The following is a 19,663-nucleotide window of genomic DNA, read 5'->3' on the forward strand; positions in this document are numbered from 1 at the left end:
ACTAGAAGGTTTATAATTTACATAACTAATAAGAAAATTGTAGGCATCATCCAGGTTAGTTTGGAAAGAAGAGATAATATGAAAAATAAAAATATAAAAGGTTTAATTGCTCTAGGTTTATTGATTTTCTTTATAATTGGTGTACATAGTGTTTACAAAACTAAACTTGTATCTTCAAATGACCAAAAAAAGGTCGATAATAAATCAAATGTAAAGTCTGATAAAAAAAATCAAACAAATATAAAAAAGGTACTACGTGTTAAAGATAGAGAATTTACAGGAAATAATTTGAAATATAACTCTGAGTCTATTCCTATTTTATATTATCATTCTATAGATTATGAAAAGGGAAATGAATTAAGGGTGCCAAAGGAAAAATTTAGAGAACAGATGAAGTATTTAAAGGACAATGGATATACTACTCTTACTTTAAATGAACTTTATAATTTTTTAGCTTATAATAAACCGGTTCCTAATAAATCTGTAGTGATAACTCTTGATGATGGATATAAGGATAACTATGAGAATGCGTTTCCTATTTTAAAGGAGTTTGGATTTAAAGCTACCGTGTTTATGATTACGAGTAGTGTAAATAACGAGAAAGATTTTTTAACTTCCAGTGAGTTAAAGCAAATGGATAGTTATGGTATGGATATTGAAAGCCATACAGTAAATCACGATAAACTTGATAGGTTAACTTATGACAAACAAATACAGACTTTAAAAGATTCAAAGGAATTCTTAGAAAAACTTCTTAATAAAAAAATAAAGTATATTGCATATCCTTATGGCAAATGGAATGAAAGTGCCATAAAGGCATTAAAGACAGAAGGATATAGTATGGCTTTTACTACAGCAGGGGGGTGGACTAATAAAGACCAGGGAATATATACTTTACACAGAGTATATGTAAGTGAAAAGTATGGAATGAACGAATTTAAAAGACGGCTTACGAATGGAAATTATGAAAGTACCAACAAGTAAAAACTTTTACCTAGAGTAATACGTTCAAGTAATAAAATAATTAAAATTCAAATATTTGGGGGGGGTAAAAATTGAATAAGAATGTAAAGACACTTATAATAACAGCAGCTTTTGCACTAGTTGCTTTTCAATTTAAGGTATCTGCAAATTCTTCACTGGGAGCTCCTAGGATAAACATTGATACCAATAAAGAGTGGACTGTTAAATTCAGCAGCAATTTGGAACCAAGTACTGTAAATAGTACTAACATACAAGTTACTGATAAAAATAATGTTCAGGTTCCTGTGGCAGTAACTTTGGGAAATGATCCAAGTACCGTACTGGTAAGTCCTAAAGTATCAGGATATGATCCAAGTGAAAAATATAATCTTGTTATAGGGGAAGGCTTGAAATCAGCTTCAGGGAAAAATTTGTCCAACCCTTTAAGTATGCAGTTTACTACAAGTAATAAATATTCAGATGGGACAAGTTATACAGATCTTCCTAAGATAACTTCCAACAAATTTGAATATGCACCACTTCTGTCATCCGAGAAACAAGGCTTTTTTATAAAATGTGATAGCTCATCAGATGTACAGTATAGAATTTTTGTAAATGGACAAAATGACAAGGATGGAAATTATACTGAGCTTACAAATGGATATACTAATGAGGATAGCGGAAAAATAACATCTTTAAAAACGTTGAGTGCAGGTACTAACGGTGAAAAATACAAAGCAGTAATTTATGTGAAAAGGACAGGAGTTACTGGAGCCCATAAAGATGGGAATACAGAATATGATAACTATTATGTAGATTATTTTAGATGTGTGGATAATGTAGATAGTAAGTCTAGTGAATTTATAAATTATGATATATCTTTAGATGATATGGTAAATACGCAGTTAAATTCGGATAGTACACCTGTATTTGTAGCAGCTAATGTAATGGACAATGCTGCAACTAAAAATCAGATAAAATATTATTCTGATCCAAATAATTTTCTTGACAGTTATGGTAAATATCAATTTTTAAAGCTTACGTATTCTGATGGTGTTACAGCAGATAGTCTAAATAATTTTCTAAAAGGAAAAGGAATTTTTGATGGGAAAGGACAAGCATTTTTAGATGCAGCTAAAAATAATAATATAAGCGTAGCTTATTTAGTTTCACATGCTATGCTTGAAACAGGAAATGGTACTTCTAAGCTGGCAAATGGTGGAGCAACGGATAGTAGTGGAAATTATATTTATGGAGTACCTGTATATAATTTCTTTGGAATAAATGCAACAGACGATAATGCTGTTTTAAATGGAACTAAAACTGCATATGAGAATGGATGGACTACTGTAGAGAGAGCTATTTCAGGTGGAGCACAGTGGATAGGAAAGTGGTATATAAATAATCCATCAACAAATCAAAACACTATTTATAAAATGAGGTGGAATCCTGGGAATCCCGGACAGCATGAATATGCTACGGATATATCTTGGGCATATAAACAAATACCAAATATAATAAAGGAAATGCAGGATATAACATCAGGTTCCAATTTAGAATTAGAATTTGAAATACCTAAATATAAATAATAAATATAGTAAAAACACTATCAAAATCAATGATGATTAGATAGTGTTTTTTTATTTAAATAATTCCTTCACTTTTTAATATATTTTCCAATTCGTTTACTTTGTCGTAAAGAAGATGAAATTTGTCTTTCAATACCTGATTCTGTGAGTTGTCGCTTACTATGGCCTTTTCCAAACTTTCAATAACTGACAGAGCTTCGTCGATATCTCGTTGAGCCAAATTTAAAGTGTTTTCTTTCATTAATAATTCTCCTTAATTTAATATATTTTTTATTTTTGATAAATCTTCATCTTCCACAAATGGTGCACAAAATTGAAAAGTTTTTTCATGGCCGCATTCTGAACATACACAATTACAAACATCGTAGGGGATACCATCAACTACGGATACATTTGAATTTTCAGCTAAATATTCTCCTCCACATATTTCACAGGGAGTATCATTTATAACTAGATATTCACTTTCTATATATTTCATTATATCTCTAATGGTCATTATTAACCTCCAATTTAAAAATTATCACAACATAAATGGTAACACTATTAAAAGGGATTTTCAATCATTTAATCTCTATAAAATCCACCTGCTTATAGGTAATTTTATATTCTTATTATCATATATTAGTTATATGATAAATATTTGTATATTTTGGATTATAGGGGGAGTGGTTATATTGTGATAAACATTATATGGTTTTCTATTTTAGCATTTGGAATAGGGTTTGGAATATTATCTGGAAGGGGAGAGGCAGTGTCCAAGTCCATTATAGCTTCTTCAGATGCTTCAGTAAAACTTATGATAAGTCTTTTGGGGATAATGTGTCTCTGGTGTGGGGTAATGAAAATAGCAGAGAAAAGTGGGCTTATGAATAAAATCGCAAGCTTAATGAGACCCGTTTTGAAAGTTTTGTTTAAGGATGCCTCTAAAGATGAAAGAGCTATAGGGCCAATAGTTATGAACTTAACTGCTAATATGATGGGATTATCTAATGCAGCCACTCCTTTTGGAATAAAAGCTATGGATCAGCTTAGTAATCTCAATAAAAAGAAAGAAGAAGCAAGTGATGATATGGCGCTTTTTTTAGTTTTAAATGCAGCTTGTATACAGCTTGTACCAACTACGGTTATATCTATAAGAGCGGCAATGGGATCTAAAAATCCTGCAGAAACAATAATACCAGCTATAATTACAACTACTATATCTGCAGTAGTAGGAGTAGTATGTTGTAAAATTCTCCAGAGATATTTTTAACTTTATTTAAAAGGAGTAGGGTAAGGGTGAAGTACATAATAAAAGCTATAATTCCAATAATTATTATATTTATGGTTACCTATGGTCAAATGAAAAAAGTTAGGGTATATGAATGTTTTGTAGAAGGAGCCAGGGAAGGGATAGATATATGTATTAAGATATTTCCGTACCTATTAGCCATGATAATAGCAGTAGGGGTTTTTAGAGAATCTAAAGCTTTAGATTACTTTATAGGATTTGTAAAACCTGTAGTAAAATTTGTAGGACTTCCTCCTGAAGTAGTACCTCTTGTGCTTGTAAAGCCATTATCAGGCAGTGGGGCTCTTGGAATATTCGCTGAAACCTTAAGCAAATTTGGACCAGATAGTTACATAGGTAGAATTTCCTCTATAATTATGGGCTCTACGGAAACTATATTTTATACTCTTACAGTTTATTTTGGAGCGGTTGGTATAAAAAAAATAAGGCATACCCTTTGGGCAGCAGTAATGGCAGATATAACTGCAATAATCACAGCAGTTATAGTAACTAGAATTATGTTTTAATTGAAAATTGGTATGAAATTTTATATTTTACCTTATAATAATTAGTTGTATAATATATAGTATAATTCATAATTATTTGGGATGTGAGTTAAGTTGTTAAGGTGGAAAGAGCTCTATGAAGAATGTTTAAATTGTCATAAATGTAGTTTAGGAGATAACAGAACTAATATGGTTTTTGGAGATGGAAATCCTAAGGCACATATCATGTTTATAGGAGAAGCACCAGGAGCAGATGAGGATAGAACGGGAATACCTTTTGTAGGTAGGGCAGGTCAGCTTTTGACGAAAGCTCTTGAGGCACTTGATTTATATAGGGAAAAGGATTATTACATATGTAACATTTGTAAGTGCAGGCCCCAAAATAACAGAACTCCTTATGAGCAGGAAGAAGAAGCCTGTATTCCATATCTGAGAAATCAAGTAGCACTTATAAGGCCTAAAATAATAGTTTGCCTTGGTGCAACTGCTATGGGATGCATATTAGGAAAGGACTGGAGAATTACAAGAGATAGGGGAAAGTGGGTTGAAAGAAAAGGCTTTTATATGACTGCAACTTTTCATCCTTCAGCGGTTTTGAGAGATGCGAATAAAAAAGCTGCATTTTGGGAAGATTTAAAAAGTATAAAAGAGAAAAATGAAGAGATTTTTCAAACAAAAAATGTTGACACATAAAATTATATGACATATTATATTGTTAAATACTGTGAAGGAAAGAGTAGTAAATTAGTTTGCACAAAGAGAGTCGGCAGATTTTGGTGAGAGCCGAATGCAATAAAGTTTATGAATATGGCTCTAGAGTATATCGCTTGAAATAATAGTAGGGTGGTACGGTAGTAACCGTTATATTACAAGGTGATTAATAGTTACTTAATGATGCTTTTATTGTGAAGTAAAAGTAAAGTAGAGTGGTAAAGCGTAATTTACGCCTCTATGTGGAAAGGATTTTTCCATATGGGGGTTTTTTTATATGAAAAAACAATTAAAAATACAATAAAACTAGAAGAAAAAGGGAGAGAAAGATATGACCAAGAAAACTTATTATATTACTACGCCAATTTATTATCCATCTGCAAATCTTCATATAGGAAATACCTATACTACTGTAGCAGCAGATGCTCTGGCAAGATTTAAAAGGCTTACAGGCTATGATGTTATGTTTTTGACAGGAACAGATGAACATGGACAGAAAATTCAGCGATTAGCTGAGGCAAAGGGTGTTACTCCTATAGAATATGTAGATGAAATAGTTGCTGGAATTAAAAAACTGTGGGATATGATGAATATAAGCTATGACAAGTTTATACGAACTACAGAGGATTACCATATTAAAGCAGTCCAAAAAATATTTAAGAAATTGTATGACCAAGGTGATATATATAAGGGAAGTTATGAAGGATTATACTGTACACCTTGTGAATCCTTTTGGACAGAAACCCAGGCAGCAGACGGTAAATGTCCTGACTGTGGAAGATCAGTAGAGAAAACTAAGGAAGAAGCATATTTCTTTAAAATGTCAAAATATGCCCCTAAACTTATAAAGTATATTGAGGATCATCCTGATTTTATACAGCCTGAATCTAGAAAAAATGAGATGCTAAATAATTTCTTAAGGCCTGGACTCCAGGATTTATGTGTTTCTAGAACATCATTCAACTGGGGAATACCTGTAACTTTTGATGAAAAACACGTGATATATGTTTGGATAGATGCTCTTGCAAATTATATAACAGCTCTTGGATATGGTAGTGAAAATGAAGAGTTATATAATAAATACTGGCCAGCAGATGTACATCTAGTTGGTAAAGACATATTAAGGTTTCATACAATTTATTGGCCTATAATGCTTATGGCATTGGGACTTCCTGTTCCTAAAAAGGTATTCGGACATGGATGGCTTCTGGTAGATGGGGGAAAGATGTCAAAGTCAAAGGGAAATGTAGTAGATCCTGTAGTTTTAGTAGATAATTTTGGTGCAGATGCTGTTAGATATTATCTATTGCGAGAAATACCATTTGGTTCAGATGGATTGTTTAATAATGAAATATTTATAAAAAGAATTAATTCAGATTTAGCCAATGATTTGGGAAATTTATTATCCAGAACTTGTGCTATGGTTGAAAAATATTTTGGTGGAGTAGTGCAAGAACCAATAAAAAAAGAACAAATTGATGATGAACTTATAAAGCTAGCACTAGAAACTCCTAAAAAAGTAGAAAAGAATATGAATGATTTAAGAATACCAGAAGCTTTAGATAATATATGGGATCTTATAACTAGATCAAATAAATATATAGATGAAACTACACCATGGATACTAGCTAAGGATGAAGCTAAAAAAGATAGGCTTGGAACAGTGCTTTACAATCTTTTAGAGTCACTTAGAATAATATCTGTATGTGTTTCTCCATATTTACCTGAAACAAGCACTAAAATGTATAAACAACTTAACACAAATGTTGTTTCCTGGGACAGTATAGCTTCTTTTAATGGAACTAAGGCTGGAACAAATATAAGTAAGGGAGAATTATTATTTCCTAGAATAGATGTAGATAAAAAAATAGAGGAATTAAATAAATTAAAGGAAGAAAAAAAAGCAGCACAGAGTTTTAATGAAAAATCTTTAAAAAAACAAATAACTATAGATGATTTTGATAAAATAGATTTAAGAGTTGCTAAAGTTTTAAAATGTGAAAACATAAAAGGGTCCAATAAACTACTTAAATTCCAACTTCAAATGGGAAAGGAACAGAGACAGGTAGTTTCAGGAATTGCAAAGTATTATAAACCAGAAGAGCTTGTGGGCAAATATGTAGTATTTGTAGCAAATTTAAAACCTGTAAAATTAAAAGGTGAAATTTCAGAAGGAATGATATTATCTGCAGCTTCAGATGATGATAGTAAATTATCCATACTATCACTTTCTGATGAAGTTCCAAGCGGAAGCACAGTAAGATAATGTGAATTTTTTTAGTTAATAGTTAAGAATGAAGAATTAATAGTTAATGTGGATTTTTTTCGTTACACTACAAAAAATCTTTAATTAAATTTTTGAAGACTCGTTTTGCTAAGGCAAAACATTAATAAGCGTTAATTTATATAAATTTAAAGATTTTTTGCGATAGCTAAAAATCATCCTTCACTATTAATTTTTTATTATTAATTCTTAACTTGCGAAGCTTTGCTTCGCAATTTTTTAAAACTGTGAAAGAATTTAAAATTAGGTTAGGAGAAAGTTATATGGAACTAAACATATTTGATGCCCATGCGCATTATGACGACGAAGAATTTGACGAAGATAGGGACAAAGTAATAGAAGAGTTGAAGAAAAACAATATAGTTGGAGTATTAAATTGTGGGTCTTCTATTGAAGGAGCTAGAGCATCTGTTAAATTAGCGGATAAATATGATATGTTTTATGCAGCAGTAGGAGTGCATCCTGAATATTCAGACATATTTACTGATGATATATTGGAAGAATTAAAAATTTTAGCTAAAAATAAAAAAGTAAAGGCAATTGGGGAGATAGGGCTTGACTATTATTACAAAGAAAATCCTGCGAAAGAAGTGCAAAAAGCTGTATTTATAAAGCAGATGAAATTAGCAGATGAATTGAAATTACCGGTAATTATACATGACAGGGAAGCTCATGAAGATACTTTAAATATAGTAAAACAGTTTAAGAATGTTATTGGAGAAATACATTGTTTTTCTGGAAGTGTTGAGATTGCAAGGGAATTTTTAAAATTAGGATATTACATAGGATTTACAGGGGTAGTAACTTTTAAAAATGCAAAGAAAGCTGTTGAAGTTGCAAGGGAAGTTCCCTTTAATAGAATTTTAGTTGAGACAGATTGTCCCTATATGGCTCCGGTTCCTTTTAGAGGAAAGAGAAATAGATCTGAATATATAAAATTTATTATAGCTAAGATAGCTGAAATCAAAGGTGTAGAAGATAGTAAAATAAGTCAATTAACAATTTTTAACATGAAACAGTTGCTTAATTTGGTAAAATAGTGTAAAATTAAAAAGAGGTTTTATTAAGTCTGTTTTTAGTAATAAAAAAATATTTAACAGCATAGTTTATATAATAGACACTTTAAACCACCAAAAAAATAACATAGACTGTAGGTTGAGTAGAGAACTCTAATTAGCAGATTTAATGCAAGTTATTTACTCATGAAGTATAATATCGGAATCATAAATAATTATTTTATTTATAGTTTTATGCACAAGGCTGCATTTAACATTTTATAACAGTCTTAATGCAGAGTGATATTTGACATGATTTTGGGTTCCATTTATAATGGAGTATGTCGCTCTCGCGCCCAGAGGAGGTATTTTTATGGTGGAAAAGTTTAAGACTTACTTGAAAAAATATTTTCCAATTGGCCTTAGAGTAGAAATTATTGCAGTTGTAATTTTATCTGTTTTAATCGGAGTAGTATTTAGTACAAGAAAGACAATAGTTGTTTCAGTAGATGGAAGAAGCAAGAAGATTACCACGTTTTGTAGTACCTATAGAAAAGTTCTGGATAATAGTGGAATTAGCATAGGGCCTAAGGATAAAGTGAAGCCTAGTCTAGACAGTAGGGTGGAGAATAACACCACGTTGAAAATCAAAAGAGTAGTAAAAATCAAAGTAGAAGCTGACAATAAAAAGTTGAATTTAGAGTCTGCCGAGGATAATGTTGAAGATATGTTAAAGGCAGAAAAGATAGGAATTTCAAAACTTGATATAGTATATCCATCCAGAAAGCATGAATTGAAAAAAGGAATGAATGTAGTAGTGACTAGGGTTAAAACAAAAGACATAAAAGAGGACAGACCTATAAACTATGACACAATTTTGAAAAGTGACGAGCAGGTTGAAAATGGAACTAAAAAGGTTGTGCAAGAAGGACAAAATGGAGAGAAGGAGACTGTGACTAGGGTTGTATACCAAAATGGTAAAGAGGTTTCGAAAAAAGTAATTAGCGAAATCATAAAAAAGCAGCCGGTACAGAAAGTCATAGCCATAGGAACATTGACCAATTATACTCCGTCTAGGGGAACTAATCTTAATTATGTTGAATCACTGCAAATGAGGGCAACTGCATATACTGCAGATTATGCCAGTACAGGTAAGAGTCCTGGAGATCCAGCGTTTGGTATAACTGCATCTGGCACTGTAGCCAGAAGAAATAATGGAGATTATAGTTCAGTAGCAGTTGATCCTAGAGTAATACCACTTGGTACGAAGCTTTATATAGAAGGTTATGGTTATGCTATAGCAGAAGATACGGGTGGAGCTATCAAGGGAAATAGATTAGATTTATTTTTTGATTCTAGCTCAGAAGTAGACAACTGGGGTGTAAGATGGGTTAATGTTTATGTAATTAGGTAGGAGCACATGCTCCTATTTTTTCTTTTAATTTTATAAGAATATTTTCGAGTATAAGTATAAGGTATCTATTATCTATAATAAGGCATTTTTAAAGAAATAACTAGTCAGTATGCTAGCCTATTTTTTATCATACTGCGTCGGTAGAACCCTTAGATAGGATTCACTATCTGCGGAACCTGCCTCCTTGTCTGATAAAAAATATTCGTCGCATCTTTGACTTGTTATTTTCTTTCAAATGCCTAATAGATTTAATAAAATAGGAGGACATTTATGATTAAGGAAGTAATAGTGGTTGAAGGAAGAGATGATATAACTGCCGTTAAAAGGGCAGTTGATGCTCAACTTATAGCTGTAGGAGGTTTTGGAATAAATAAAAAGGTTATAGATAAAATAAAAGAAGCCCAAAAAAGACAGGGCGTTATAGTATTTACGGATCCAGATTTTGCAGGAAATAAAATAAGACAAATTATATCTAAAAGGGTAAAGGGAATAAAACATGCTTATATATCTCAGAAAGATGGTATAAAAAATGGAGATATTGGGGTTGAAAATGCGTCACCAGAAACTATAATAAAGGCTTTAAAAAATGCCAAGTATGAGGTAAAGAAAAAAAGAGAGGAATTTGAAATAAGTGATATGGTGTTCTTTGGGTTGACAGGAAAATCAAATTCCAAGGCGAAAAGGGACATGATGGGAAAAGAACTTGGAATAGGATATTGTAATACTTCTCAGTTTTTAAATAGATTAAATGATTATGGAATAACAAAAGAGGAATTTAAAGAAGCTATAAGTAAAGTAAATAATATAATAGACAAGGAGAAGCACAATGAATGATTTATCTACTGCAGATGTAGTGAAAAAATATGGATTTAAATTTTCAAAAAGTTTAGGACAAAATTTTTTAATGGATAATACAGTATTGGATGACATAGTAAATAGTGCTGACATAAGTAAGGAGGATCTTATTATAGAAATAGGACCTGGAGTGGGAACTTTAACAAGAGAACTTTTAAAAAAGGCAGGTAAAGTATGTGCTATTGAATTGGATTCAGATTTAATCCCAATTTTAAAGGAAGAACTAAAGAATTTTAAAAATTTTGAGTTGATACATAAAGATGCACTTAAAATAGACTTTAATAAAATAATAGATGATGAAAAAAATGTGAAAATTGTTGCAAATTTACCTTACTATGTTACAACTCCTATTATTACACGATTGTTGAATGGAAATTACAATTTTAAAACTCTTACTATAATGATACAAAAAGAAGTGGGTGAGAGGATCTCATCAGAACCTAATTGCAAACAATATGGAGCACTTTCGATTCTAGTGCAATATTATTGTGATGTTGAAGTAATAAGAAAAGTAAGTCCTCTATCATTTATTCCAAGACCGAAAGTAGAATCTATAGTTATAAAGTTAACCAAACTTGATGAACCTAGAGTTAAGGTGAAAGATGAAAAATTATTTTTTAAGGTAGTAAGGTGTTCATTTAATATGAGGAGAAAAACCCTTTGGAATGCTGTAAAGACTTTAAAAGTTCCTAAAGAAGATATGGAGGCTGCTTTTAAAAAAGCTGAAATTGATGAAAAGAGAAGGGGTGAAACCCTATCTATAGAAGAGTTTGGAAGATTATCTGATTGCATATATGATATGTGTATACATTAAAATGCGACATGTTTTTGAAGATAAGTTAAAACTATTTGTTCACTTTTTGAAAGTTATCTCATATATTATAATGAATATAATATATGGAGGTATAGAAGTTGGCACAAAAAAAGAGTTATAGTAGATATTTTATAATATTACAAGAAGATGAAAAAGGATACTCTTTAGCTTCTGACAAAATTGCTTCAGGATATGCAAAGTTGGAGATGAAAAATGATAAGTGTAAAATATCTTATTATGTACAAAATTTAAAAAAAGAAAAAACACCCTATTACATGATGCTAATATGTAATAAAAAAGATATAAAAAATATAATCAAAATTGGTGAAATGAACATAGATGATTATGGAAGGGCAGATATAAGCTATGAGTATGCTGCAAATGATGTGGCAGGAAGTGGCATAGCTATGGATAAGGTGTCAGGAGCTGCTATAGTAAGAATGGTGGATGATAACATAATATCTGTAATGAGCGGGTTCGCAAGCACGGAAATACCTGAGTGGAAAGCATTTCCGGTATCTCAAAATAAAAGCAAAGAGTTAGAAGAAACCAAAGTAAGTGAAGTAAAAAAGTCAGAAAAAACTGAAGCAAAAAGTGTATTTGATCAGTATGAGGATATTATAGAGAAAGCTAAAGAACACAAAGAAGAAGTTAAAGAAAATATAGAAATGGAAGAAAAAGATTCTTATAGAGAAGAACAAGAAGAAGAAAAAGAAGAGCAAGAGGAATCTGAGGAAGTTAATGAATCGGAAAGTGAAGAAGAAAATAAAGAAATTCAAGTAGATACTGAAGTGATGGAAGAAGAGATTATCGAAGATAACTCAAAATCTAATGTTACAGAAAAAAATGAAGACAGAAACATAAATTCTAAAGAAGACAGAAATAATGATAGCTCAATATATGTGGATGAATCCCGACTACGATGCCATAAAAAGTTAAACTTGAATAGATGTCAGGGAGAATGTGAAAAAGATAATGTATCTAGAGGGTATCCTAAAGGTCCAGAAGGGAAATTTTTTATGCAGCTTATGAGTGGCTTTAAGGAAGTAAAACACATCAATAAGGAATTAAAAAGGTGTGTATGGAATAAGGTACCTATAAGTTCTATGGATGACATGTATAATATTGCTGATTATAATAAATATTCTTATATATATTATCCTATGGTAGGGTATTATCCATATATAAAAAAATATAATTATTATTTAGCAGGGTATAAATGTGATAAAAATGGCAGGGTAAAATATTTGATATATGGAATTCCGGGAACTAAAAGCAGAACGGATCAGCCTTATGGAGGAAAATCTGGATTTGTTACATGGGTACCTCTAAAGGATAAAGACACGATGGGTCATTGGCTTATGTTTTATGACTTTAGAGCAAATACTATAGTAATACCTGTTAGAAAGTAGTATTGGTTACTTATTATGAAATTAATAGTGATAAATAAAAAAAAAATTGGCGTTACTATAATTATAATAGGACTTATGATAGTGCTTTTAGGACTTGAAAAAAATTTTGATATGAGGCTAAAGTTTACAGCTCTTATTCAAAATAACATGGAATCTCTTACTCAATATAAAGGACTGGAAGGCAGGCTGCTATATAAGTTGCCAGCACGATGGATTTGTAGAAATCAGGACACATTTGGAGATGAAATATTATATCATAGTGATTTTAAGAGTGACGATAACACCATAAATGGTTTTGTTGAAGTATGGAATTTAAAAGGTGACTTAAAATTATTTTTACAAAATAGCAGGAGTATATCCGAAAAACAAAATTTGTACAAAGAGTATTCTATAAAACAGATTTATATGAATGGTAGGAAAGGATATTTACTTAAGTATACAATTACAAAGGAAATCGGAGATAGTTATAAATGTATAGAATACTTTACAGAAGAAGGAAAACAATTTTGCAGATTTTCTTTTTTTGTAAAAGAATCAAACTTCAAAGAAAATATGCCTACTATCTTTGAGGTTATTGTTAAAACTTTAGAATACAATTAGAAAATATAAGATTTATCCCCTTCAGGTTTATTATATGAAAGGGGATTTTTTTATACTAATTATGGTATAATAATCATAGATTTCATTAATATAGAAAGGGGTGAAAATCCTTTGCTGTAGATTAGAATACACTTGTAAATATAATTTTTGCATATTGAATCCTTAAAAATTCTACAGTGGGTGAAAACATTGGATAAGACTATCAAAAGAAGATTAAATATATTTATAATATCCTGCATTTTAATACCTGTAACCTTATTGTGTGGATGTAGTAAATTGGATCAATTAAAAGTTAAAGCAGGTTTAAAAAATTCGGATTTTGAATATATGAAACAACAGGGAAAAGTTAAACAGATAATTATTCAAAATACAAGAGATCAGGGGTTTAAATTTGTAGTTACTGATCAAAGTACCATTAAAAATTTGTACGATATACTATCTTCTGCTAAAAAAGTATCAAAAAAATCATCATTGGATCCTGATTATGTATTCGAAATAGATGAAGGAAACAATAAAGTTCACAAGTTTAGTTATATAGCAGGACTTGATAAGAAAGATTCAGGAAATCTCTATAGCAAAGGTCAGGTATATATAGTATCAAATAGAATAGACAACGATATGATAAATAATTTTTGGAACACAAGGATGCCGCCAAGTGACTTTAAATCTGTGTACTATGGGTCCATAATGGATACGTTAAATAAATATTTTAGTGAAAAAGACAAAACTAAGAAAATAGGAATAAATTTAAAAGATGATATAGATGCCCAAAGATTTATACTTTCCACTGAACAAGAAGAATTTAAATCAGATCTTACTAGTAAATTTAAAAATGCAAATATTGGAAATAATGATGAAGATAATTATGATGTGTGGGTAACAATAAAGACAGAAGGTTATAAATCTACATTGTATAAAATGACTGTTACATTTTTTGATAGACAAAATCAAAGTGAGAAGGTTTATTATGTACAGGATACGTACAGTAGTGGTGGATGGAACAAGAGCATATCGGAAAATAAGCCTAATGGTTTTTAAAAATGTAGGAAATGTTGCTTAAAATTTAATGTGGATTAACTACATAAAAGGAGGAGAAATGATTTGAGTAATTGCGATGGTTGTTCAAGTAAATCAAAGTGCAGTAAAGAGGATAAAGGTGGATGCAAATACATATTGCCTAAGTATGGGAATATAAAGCATATAATAGGTATTATGAGTGGAAAAGGTGGAGTAGGTAAGTCTACAGTTACGGGAATATTGGCATCAAAATTGAGAAATTCTGGATATAAGGTGGGAGTACTTGATGGAGATATAACAGGTCCATCTATGCCTAGATTTTTTGGAATAAACGATAAAAGGGCTGATATACTACAAGTGGGGGAAAGTGAAGAAATAAAGTTTTCTCCAGTTGAATCTTCTTTAGGAATAAAAGTTATATCCTTAAATCTTTTGACAGAAGAGGAAGAGCAACCTGTTATATGGAGAGCACCTATGATAACTGGAGTGTTAAAACAGATGTATTCGGATACAAGTTGGGGAGAATTAGATTATTTGCTTATAGATATGCCTCCAGGTACCGGAGATGTAGCTCTCACTGTGATGCAGGAAATTCCAATGGAAGGTGTTATAATAGTATCTACTCCTCAGGACATGGTATCTATGATAGTAAAAAAGGTTGTTATAATGGCAGAAGACCTAAAGGTAAATATATTAGGTGTAGTGGAGAATATGTCCTATGTTAAATGTGGAAAATGTGGTGAAAAAGTAAGGTTATTTAGTGAAAATTCAGCGAAAGAACAGGCTGATTATCTTGGATTAGAACTTCTTGCTGAAATGCCAATAAATTCTGACTTGGTAAAAAATATGGAAGCTAAAAAAGCAGAAGAATACATATCAAACTCATTGGAATATAATGATTTACTTAATAACTTTATAAAAAAATTAAAATAGAAATTAAATTATTATAATAAGCATTATTTTTGGGATAATATAAAGTGTACTTTAAAGTAACTAATTATATAGCGAGGAGTGAAAACTTGTTATTAATAACAAGAAAATAGTATGAAAGCTGTAGTTGATAAAGACATTTGTATAGGATGTGGGTTATGTCCAAGTATATGTCCAGAGGCTTTTGAAATGGATGATAACGAAAAAGCTAAGGTAATTGAAGATACTGTTCCAGAAGATGCAGAGGATGGTGCGAAAGAAGCAGAGGAAAGTTGTCCTGTTTGTGCTATTAAGGTAAGTTAGGAAAAAGGGTATTATGTAAAAAAATTACATAATACCCTAAGCTTTCAAAAACTATTTGTGATAAAAGTCTACCACAGTTTTTTATACAACATATCAATTAGTGTTAAAACAAAACTTGATGCTGCTTATACTTGTCATTTAATGTAACTTCAGATATGGGATGAATGTTTATTGTATCACCTATTCTAGAATCGGGTGGTAAATGAGTAGTCCCTACGCTAGCAGTAGTACCATCCTGAAAACTTACAAGTGCGTCTGTAATATTCATATCAATTATTTTGCCTATCATGAAAGTCCTCCTAAAGATAAGATTATATATGTTATTTTTATCTGTATTTTTAAATATTATTCCTAGAAATTTTATCTTATAGGTATTTGATGTATTTCAATTAAAAAGTGTGCTTTATAGGTTTTTATAGGTTTAAAGTAAAAATAAAGCTCAATTTATAAATTGCTTTTTTATATATGGCAAGGTATAATAATCAAGTCGTTTATACAATATATAGTAGTTGGGAGGAAAGTATATGCTACATGTTGTGAAAAGAGATGGTAGAAGGGTTCCCTTTGATTCCATTAAGATAACCAATGCCATAAAAGGATCTTGTGATGAAATAGGTTTTGATTTAAAAGAAAGTGAATTTATTGATTTAACTCAAAAGGTCACAGAAAATATAGAAAATCTTAATCTTAATGAAGTAAATGTAGAAGATATACAGAATATAGTTGAAGAAGTACTTATGAAGAAAGGCTATGTTAAAATTGGGCTAGCTTATTCAAATTATAGAAGAGAACGAAATGATATAAGGGAAATAAAGTCTGATCTCATGAAGGCTATTGATAAAATAGGAGTTCAAACGGACAGGGATAATGCAAATGTTGGAAATAATTTTAGTGCTAAGCTATTGAGAATTGCCAGTGAGTCTAACAAGTGGCATAATTTAGCTACTATGCCTAAACATTTAGCTAAGGCTCATGAAAATGGAGATATATATTACCATGATTTAGATTCTTATAATTTAACTGTGAATTGCCTTCACATACCAACAAAGGAAATGCTTTTAGGTGGATTTAATACAGGATATGGGAACATAAGAACTCCTAAGAGAATAGAATCTGCTGCAGAACTTTCTTGTATATTACTGCAGTCAGCACAAAATGATATGTTTGGTGGACAGTCCCATCCGGATTTCGATAATGATATGGCTGTTTTTGTTGAACCTACAAGAAAAGAAATATTGAAGAACCTCAAGGAAATGGGAGTAGAAGAGGAAAAAATAGAAGATGTTTCTGAAAAGAAATTAAGAAGAAGTATAGAACAGGCTATGCAGGGAATAATCTACAATCTTAATACCATGCACTCTAGGGCAGGATCACAGGTCCCTTTTAGTTCACTAAATATAGGCATACCAACTTCAAAGGATGCAGCTCTTGTATGTGAAGTATTTTTGGCAGAATATGAAAAAGGACTTGGAAGAGGAGAACAACCTATATTTCCTAATATAATATTTAGGGTTAAAAAAGGCGTAAATAAAAATCAAGAAGATCCTTATTATTATTTATTTAAAATTGCATGTAGGGTAGCTTCAAAGAGAATGAATCCTACTTTTATGAATTTAGATGCTGATTTTAATAAAGCATATTATGATAAAGGTGTAATACCTGCAACTATGGGATGCCGTACATATGTCTGCTCAAATGTAAATGGAGAACCAGGGGTAAAGGGTAGAGGTAATATAGCTCCTGTTACTATTAATTTACCTAGGCTTGGAATTTTATCTAAGGGAAATGTAAATAAATTTTTTGGATTATTACAAGGGAAGTTAGAGTTAGCAAAGGAATCTTTAATGCATAGATATGGCATTTTAAAGAGACTCCGAGTTAAAGATTTACCTTTTGTAGCAGGTCAGAAACTTATGAAGGGTGCGGAGAACTTAAAGTCAGAAGATTCAATAGAACCAATATTGAAGCAAGGTACTTGGGCTATTGGCTTTATAGGACTTGCGGAAACATTAATTGCATTAACTGGGAAACACCATGGTGAGGATGAGAGTTCAAGAGAACTTGGGTTAAAGATAATTACATATATAAGGAATTATACAGATAAGCTTATAAGAGAAACGCATTTAAATTGGAGCTGCTATGCTACACCGGCTGAAGGATTAAGTGGAAAGTTTATAGTGCATGATAAGAAGATATTTGGAGAAATACCTGGGGTTACGGACAAAGAGTACTATACTAATTCTTACCACATACCTGTAGGATATCCAATATCTATAAAAGACAAAATTGATATAGAGGCTCCTTATCACAAACTTTGTAATGGAGGTCATATAAGTTATATAGAAGTTGATGATTATCCATCAGAAGAAGTTGTTAAAAGTATAATTGACTACGCCTATGATAATACAAATATAAGTTATATAGGGATAAACTTTCACATAAGATATTGTAAAGAATGTGGAACCTATATGCATGGGGAAGATGTCTGCCCTAAATGTGGAAGCAACAATATACAGGGTATATCAAGGGTTACAGGATATCTGTCTTTGGATGAAAGATTTGGAGAAGGCAAGACAGCAGAAAGAAGAGATAGAATATCCCAGGGAAGTAACAAACATGTATATTGCTAAAGTAACTGTAATAGTAGTTAACTTAAATTTTACACATATGAAATTTTGACTTAATATAAAAAATTTGCGAAACAATTAATTCACAATGCACGATGCACAGTTTACAATTAAGGATGATTTTCTTCCGTTAAAACTTCAGAAAATCTACCGAAATTGTGAATTGTGAACTGTGAATTGTGAATTCATTTAGGTCGCAATATTCTTAAACTGCGAATTTGAGTAGCTAGATCATATATAAGAAGGAGGAAAAATCAATGGGTGGCAAAAAAATTAGATTGGCAGGTATTGCTTATGAGAGCCTAGTTAATGGCCCTGGAATGAGACGGGTATTTTTTGCTCAGGGATGTAGACATAATTGTAAAGGATGTTTTAACCCATCTACCCATGATTTAAAAGGCGGGCAGCTAAAAGATATAGATAAACTGATTTGCGATATTAGAGATAATCCTATGTTAAGTGGAGTTACATTTTCAGGTGGTGACCCATTTGAACAACCTGAAGAATTTGCATATATGGCTGCTAAAATTAAAGAATTAAATTTAAATATATGGTGTTATACAGGGTACACTTTTGAGTTTATAATTAAAGGCTCAGATACGGCAAAGAAACGTCTTTTAGATAATGTAGATGTGCTAGTGGATGGAAAATTTCAAGAGAATAAAAAAGATACAAAATTGAAATTTAAAGGATCTAGTAATCAGAGAATTATTGATGTAAAGAAAAGTTTAGATTCCAATAATGTAGTAGTATTGACTTTTAGTTGAAAAACTTTAGCTAAATATATTATAATACTTCATGACGAGGAGTTGATAATATGAATAACAATTCGGAAATTGAAGTTTGCTCTTGTACTGAAATTCATAAGGATTGCATAGAATGTGTCAGAAAAAGTATGTTGGATGAAAAGACTTTTATGGACTTATCAGCACTTTTTAAAGTGCTGGGGGATTATACAAGAATTAAGATTATATATGCATTATTTAAAAAGGAATTATGTGTTTGCGATATTACAGAAATACTCCAAATGAGTCAGTCCGCAATATCTCATCAACTTAGAATTTTAAAGACTGCAAGGCTAGTAAAATTCAGGAGAGAGGGAAAGTCAGTGTATTATTCCCTAGATGATGAACATATAAATAAGTTGTTTGATGCAGGGCTAGAGCATGTAAAACATAATTAGAGTGTAGTTATATAAGGTTTATAAACAAAAAATCAACTTATACTCCGGATATCTTTTATAATCTTCAGCTCAGTTAAATATTTTGATAAGTCTAGACAGAAAATATTTAAATGTGCTTGTTTATTGTAAAAATATTTCTGCGTATAAGTTGATTTTTTTAGTTATGAACTACTATAATAAAAACACAGAT

Annotated in this window: 21 protein-coding genes and 1 other annotated feature; of the genes, 18 read left to right on the plus strand and 3 right to left on the minus strand. The window is 31.0% G+C overall.

Annotation, left to right across the window (positions count from 1 at the left end; translation table 11 throughout):
- The first annotated feature begins 78 nt into the window (after positions 1-78).
- Both DMR38_RS00725 and DMR38_RS00730 read left to right on the plus strand, forming a co-directional pair.
- Entirely contained in the window at positions 79-984 is a 906-nt protein-coding gene (locus DMR38_RS00725; RefSeq protein ID WP_127719539.1) for a polysaccharide deacetylase family protein, read from the plus strand.
- Positions 985-1,055: 71 nt separating this feature from the next.
- A complete protein-coding gene (locus DMR38_RS00730) occupies positions 1,056-2,552 on the plus strand; it encodes a glucosaminidase domain-containing protein (protein ID WP_127719540.1) in 1,497 nt (498 codons plus the stop codon).
- Between the two features lie 55 nt (positions 2,553-2,607).
- Here DMR38_RS00730 and DMR38_RS00735 read toward each other — a convergent pair whose 3' ends face one another.
- Positions 2,608-2,793, minus strand: a complete 186-nt coding sequence (locus DMR38_RS00735; RefSeq protein WP_063555495.1) for a hypothetical protein — start codon at positions 2,791-2,793, stop codon at positions 2,608-2,610.
- Between the two features lie 12 nt (positions 2,794-2,805).
- On the minus strand, positions 2,806-3,048 hold the full coding sequence (locus tag DMR38_RS00740) for a metal-binding protein (protein WP_127719541.1): 243 nt from the start codon (positions 3,046-3,048) through the stop codon (positions 2,806-2,808).
- A gap of 180 nt (positions 3,049-3,228) precedes the next feature.
- Here DMR38_RS00740 and DMR38_RS00745 point away from each other — a divergent pair, with 180 nt between their 5' ends.
- From DMR38_RS00745 to DMR38_RS00805, 13 genes are all read left to right on the plus strand, one after another.
- Positions 3,229-3,804 (plus strand): nucleoside recognition domain-containing protein, encoded by a 576-nt coding sequence (locus DMR38_RS00745; protein ID WP_127719542.1) that lies wholly within the window; start codon positions 3,229-3,231, stop codon positions 3,802-3,804.
- Between the two features lie 26 nt (positions 3,805-3,830).
- A complete protein-coding gene (locus tag DMR38_RS00750) occupies positions 3,831-4,349 on the plus strand; it encodes a spore maturation protein (protein ID WP_127719543.1) in 519 nt (172 codons plus the stop codon).
- A gap of 93 nt (positions 4,350-4,442) precedes the next feature.
- The gene (locus DMR38_RS00755; protein ID WP_127719544.1) at positions 4,443-5,021 is read left to right on the plus strand and encodes a uracil-DNA glycosylase; all 579 of its coding nucleotides are present in this window, start codon (positions 4,443-4,445) and stop codon (positions 5,019-5,021) included.
- Between the two features lie 22 nt (positions 5,022-5,043).
- Positions 5,044-5,282: a binding site (T-box leader), on the plus strand.
- An 88-nt stretch (positions 5,283-5,370) separates the two neighbouring features.
- A complete protein-coding gene (gene metG / locus DMR38_RS00760; protein ID WP_127719545.1) occupies positions 5,371-7,305 on the plus strand; it encodes a methionine--tRNA ligase in 1,935 nt (644 codons plus the stop codon).
- 281 nt (positions 7,306-7,586) lie between these two features.
- Positions 7,587-8,363, plus strand: coding sequence for a TatD family hydrolase (locus DMR38_RS00765; RefSeq protein ID WP_127719546.1), 777 nt, complete (start codon positions 7,587-7,589; stop codon positions 8,361-8,363).
- Between the two features lie 328 nt (positions 8,364-8,691).
- The gene (locus DMR38_RS00770; protein ID WP_127719547.1) at positions 8,692-9,732 is read left to right on the plus strand and encodes a 3D domain-containing protein; all 1,041 of its coding nucleotides are present in this window, start codon (positions 8,692-8,694) and stop codon (positions 9,730-9,732) included.
- A gap of 270 nt (positions 9,733-10,002) precedes the next feature.
- Positions 10,003-10,566, plus strand: a complete 564-nt coding sequence (rnmV, locus tag DMR38_RS00775) for a ribonuclease M5 (RefSeq protein ID WP_127719548.1) — start codon at positions 10,003-10,005, stop codon at positions 10,564-10,566.
- Positions 10,559-11,401, plus strand: coding sequence for a 16S rRNA (adenine(1518)-N(6)/adenine(1519)-N(6))-dimethyltransferase RsmA (rsmA, locus tag DMR38_RS00780; RefSeq protein WP_127719549.1), 843 nt, complete (start codon positions 10,559-10,561; stop codon positions 11,399-11,401). The genes rnmV and rsmA overlap by 8 nt, the downstream gene beginning before the upstream one ends.
- A 98-nt stretch (positions 11,402-11,499) precedes the next feature.
- On the plus strand, positions 11,500-12,813 hold the full coding sequence (locus DMR38_RS00785; RefSeq protein WP_127719550.1) for a hypothetical protein: 1,314 nt from the start codon (positions 11,500-11,502) through the stop codon (positions 12,811-12,813).
- 15 nt (positions 12,814-12,828) lie between these two features.
- Positions 12,829-13,413, plus strand: a complete 585-nt coding sequence (locus DMR38_RS00790; protein WP_127719551.1) for a hypothetical protein — start codon at positions 12,829-12,831, stop codon at positions 13,411-13,413.
- 180 nt (positions 13,414-13,593) lie between these two features.
- Positions 13,594-14,451 carry a hypothetical protein gene (locus tag DMR38_RS00795; RefSeq protein WP_243124404.1) on the plus strand — a complete coding sequence of 286 codons (858 nt, stop codon included), beginning with the start codon at positions 13,594-13,596 and terminating at the stop codon, positions 14,449-14,451.
- 63 nt (positions 14,452-14,514) lie between these two features.
- Positions 14,515-15,363 carry an Mrp/NBP35 family ATP-binding protein gene (locus DMR38_RS00800; RefSeq protein ID WP_127719553.1) on the plus strand — a complete coding sequence of 283 codons (849 nt, stop codon included), beginning with the start codon at positions 14,515-14,517 and terminating at the stop codon, positions 15,361-15,363.
- Between the two features lie 111 nt (positions 15,364-15,474).
- A complete protein-coding gene (locus DMR38_RS00805; protein WP_127719554.1) occupies positions 15,475-15,663 on the plus strand; it encodes a ferredoxin in 189 nt (62 codons plus the stop codon).
- A gap of 103 nt (positions 15,664-15,766) precedes the next feature.
- On the opposite strand, the gene DMR38_RS00810 is transcribed toward DMR38_RS00805, so the two are convergent.
- On the minus strand, positions 15,767-15,952 hold the full coding sequence (locus DMR38_RS00810; RefSeq protein ID WP_127719555.1) for a hypothetical protein: 186 nt from the start codon (positions 15,950-15,952) through the stop codon (positions 15,767-15,769).
- A 235-nt stretch (positions 15,953-16,187) separates the two neighbouring features.
- On the opposite strand from DMR38_RS00810, the gene DMR38_RS00815 reads away from it, so the two are divergent.
- The 3 genes from DMR38_RS00815 (at position 16,188) to DMR38_RS00825 (ending at position 19,473) form a co-directional block, all read left to right on the plus strand.
- A complete protein-coding gene (locus DMR38_RS00815; protein WP_127719556.1) occupies positions 16,188-18,293 on the plus strand; it encodes an anaerobic ribonucleoside triphosphate reductase in 2,106 nt (701 codons plus the stop codon).
- Between the two features lie 254 nt (positions 18,294-18,547).
- Positions 18,548-19,057, plus strand: coding sequence for an anaerobic ribonucleoside-triphosphate reductase activating protein (gene nrdG, locus DMR38_RS00820; RefSeq protein ID WP_127719557.1), 510 nt, complete (start codon positions 18,548-18,550; stop codon positions 19,055-19,057).
- A gap of 50 nt (positions 19,058-19,107) precedes the next feature.
- Positions 19,108-19,473, plus strand: coding sequence for a metalloregulator ArsR/SmtB family transcription factor (locus tag DMR38_RS00825; RefSeq protein ID WP_127719558.1), 366 nt, complete (start codon positions 19,108-19,110; stop codon positions 19,471-19,473).
- The last annotated feature ends 190 nt before the right edge of the window (positions 19,474-19,663 follow it).

It is taken from the genome of Clostridium sp. AWRP, assembly GCF_004006395.2.
Taxonomy (GTDB): Bacteria; Bacillota; Clostridia; order Clostridiales; family Clostridiaceae; genus Clostridium_B.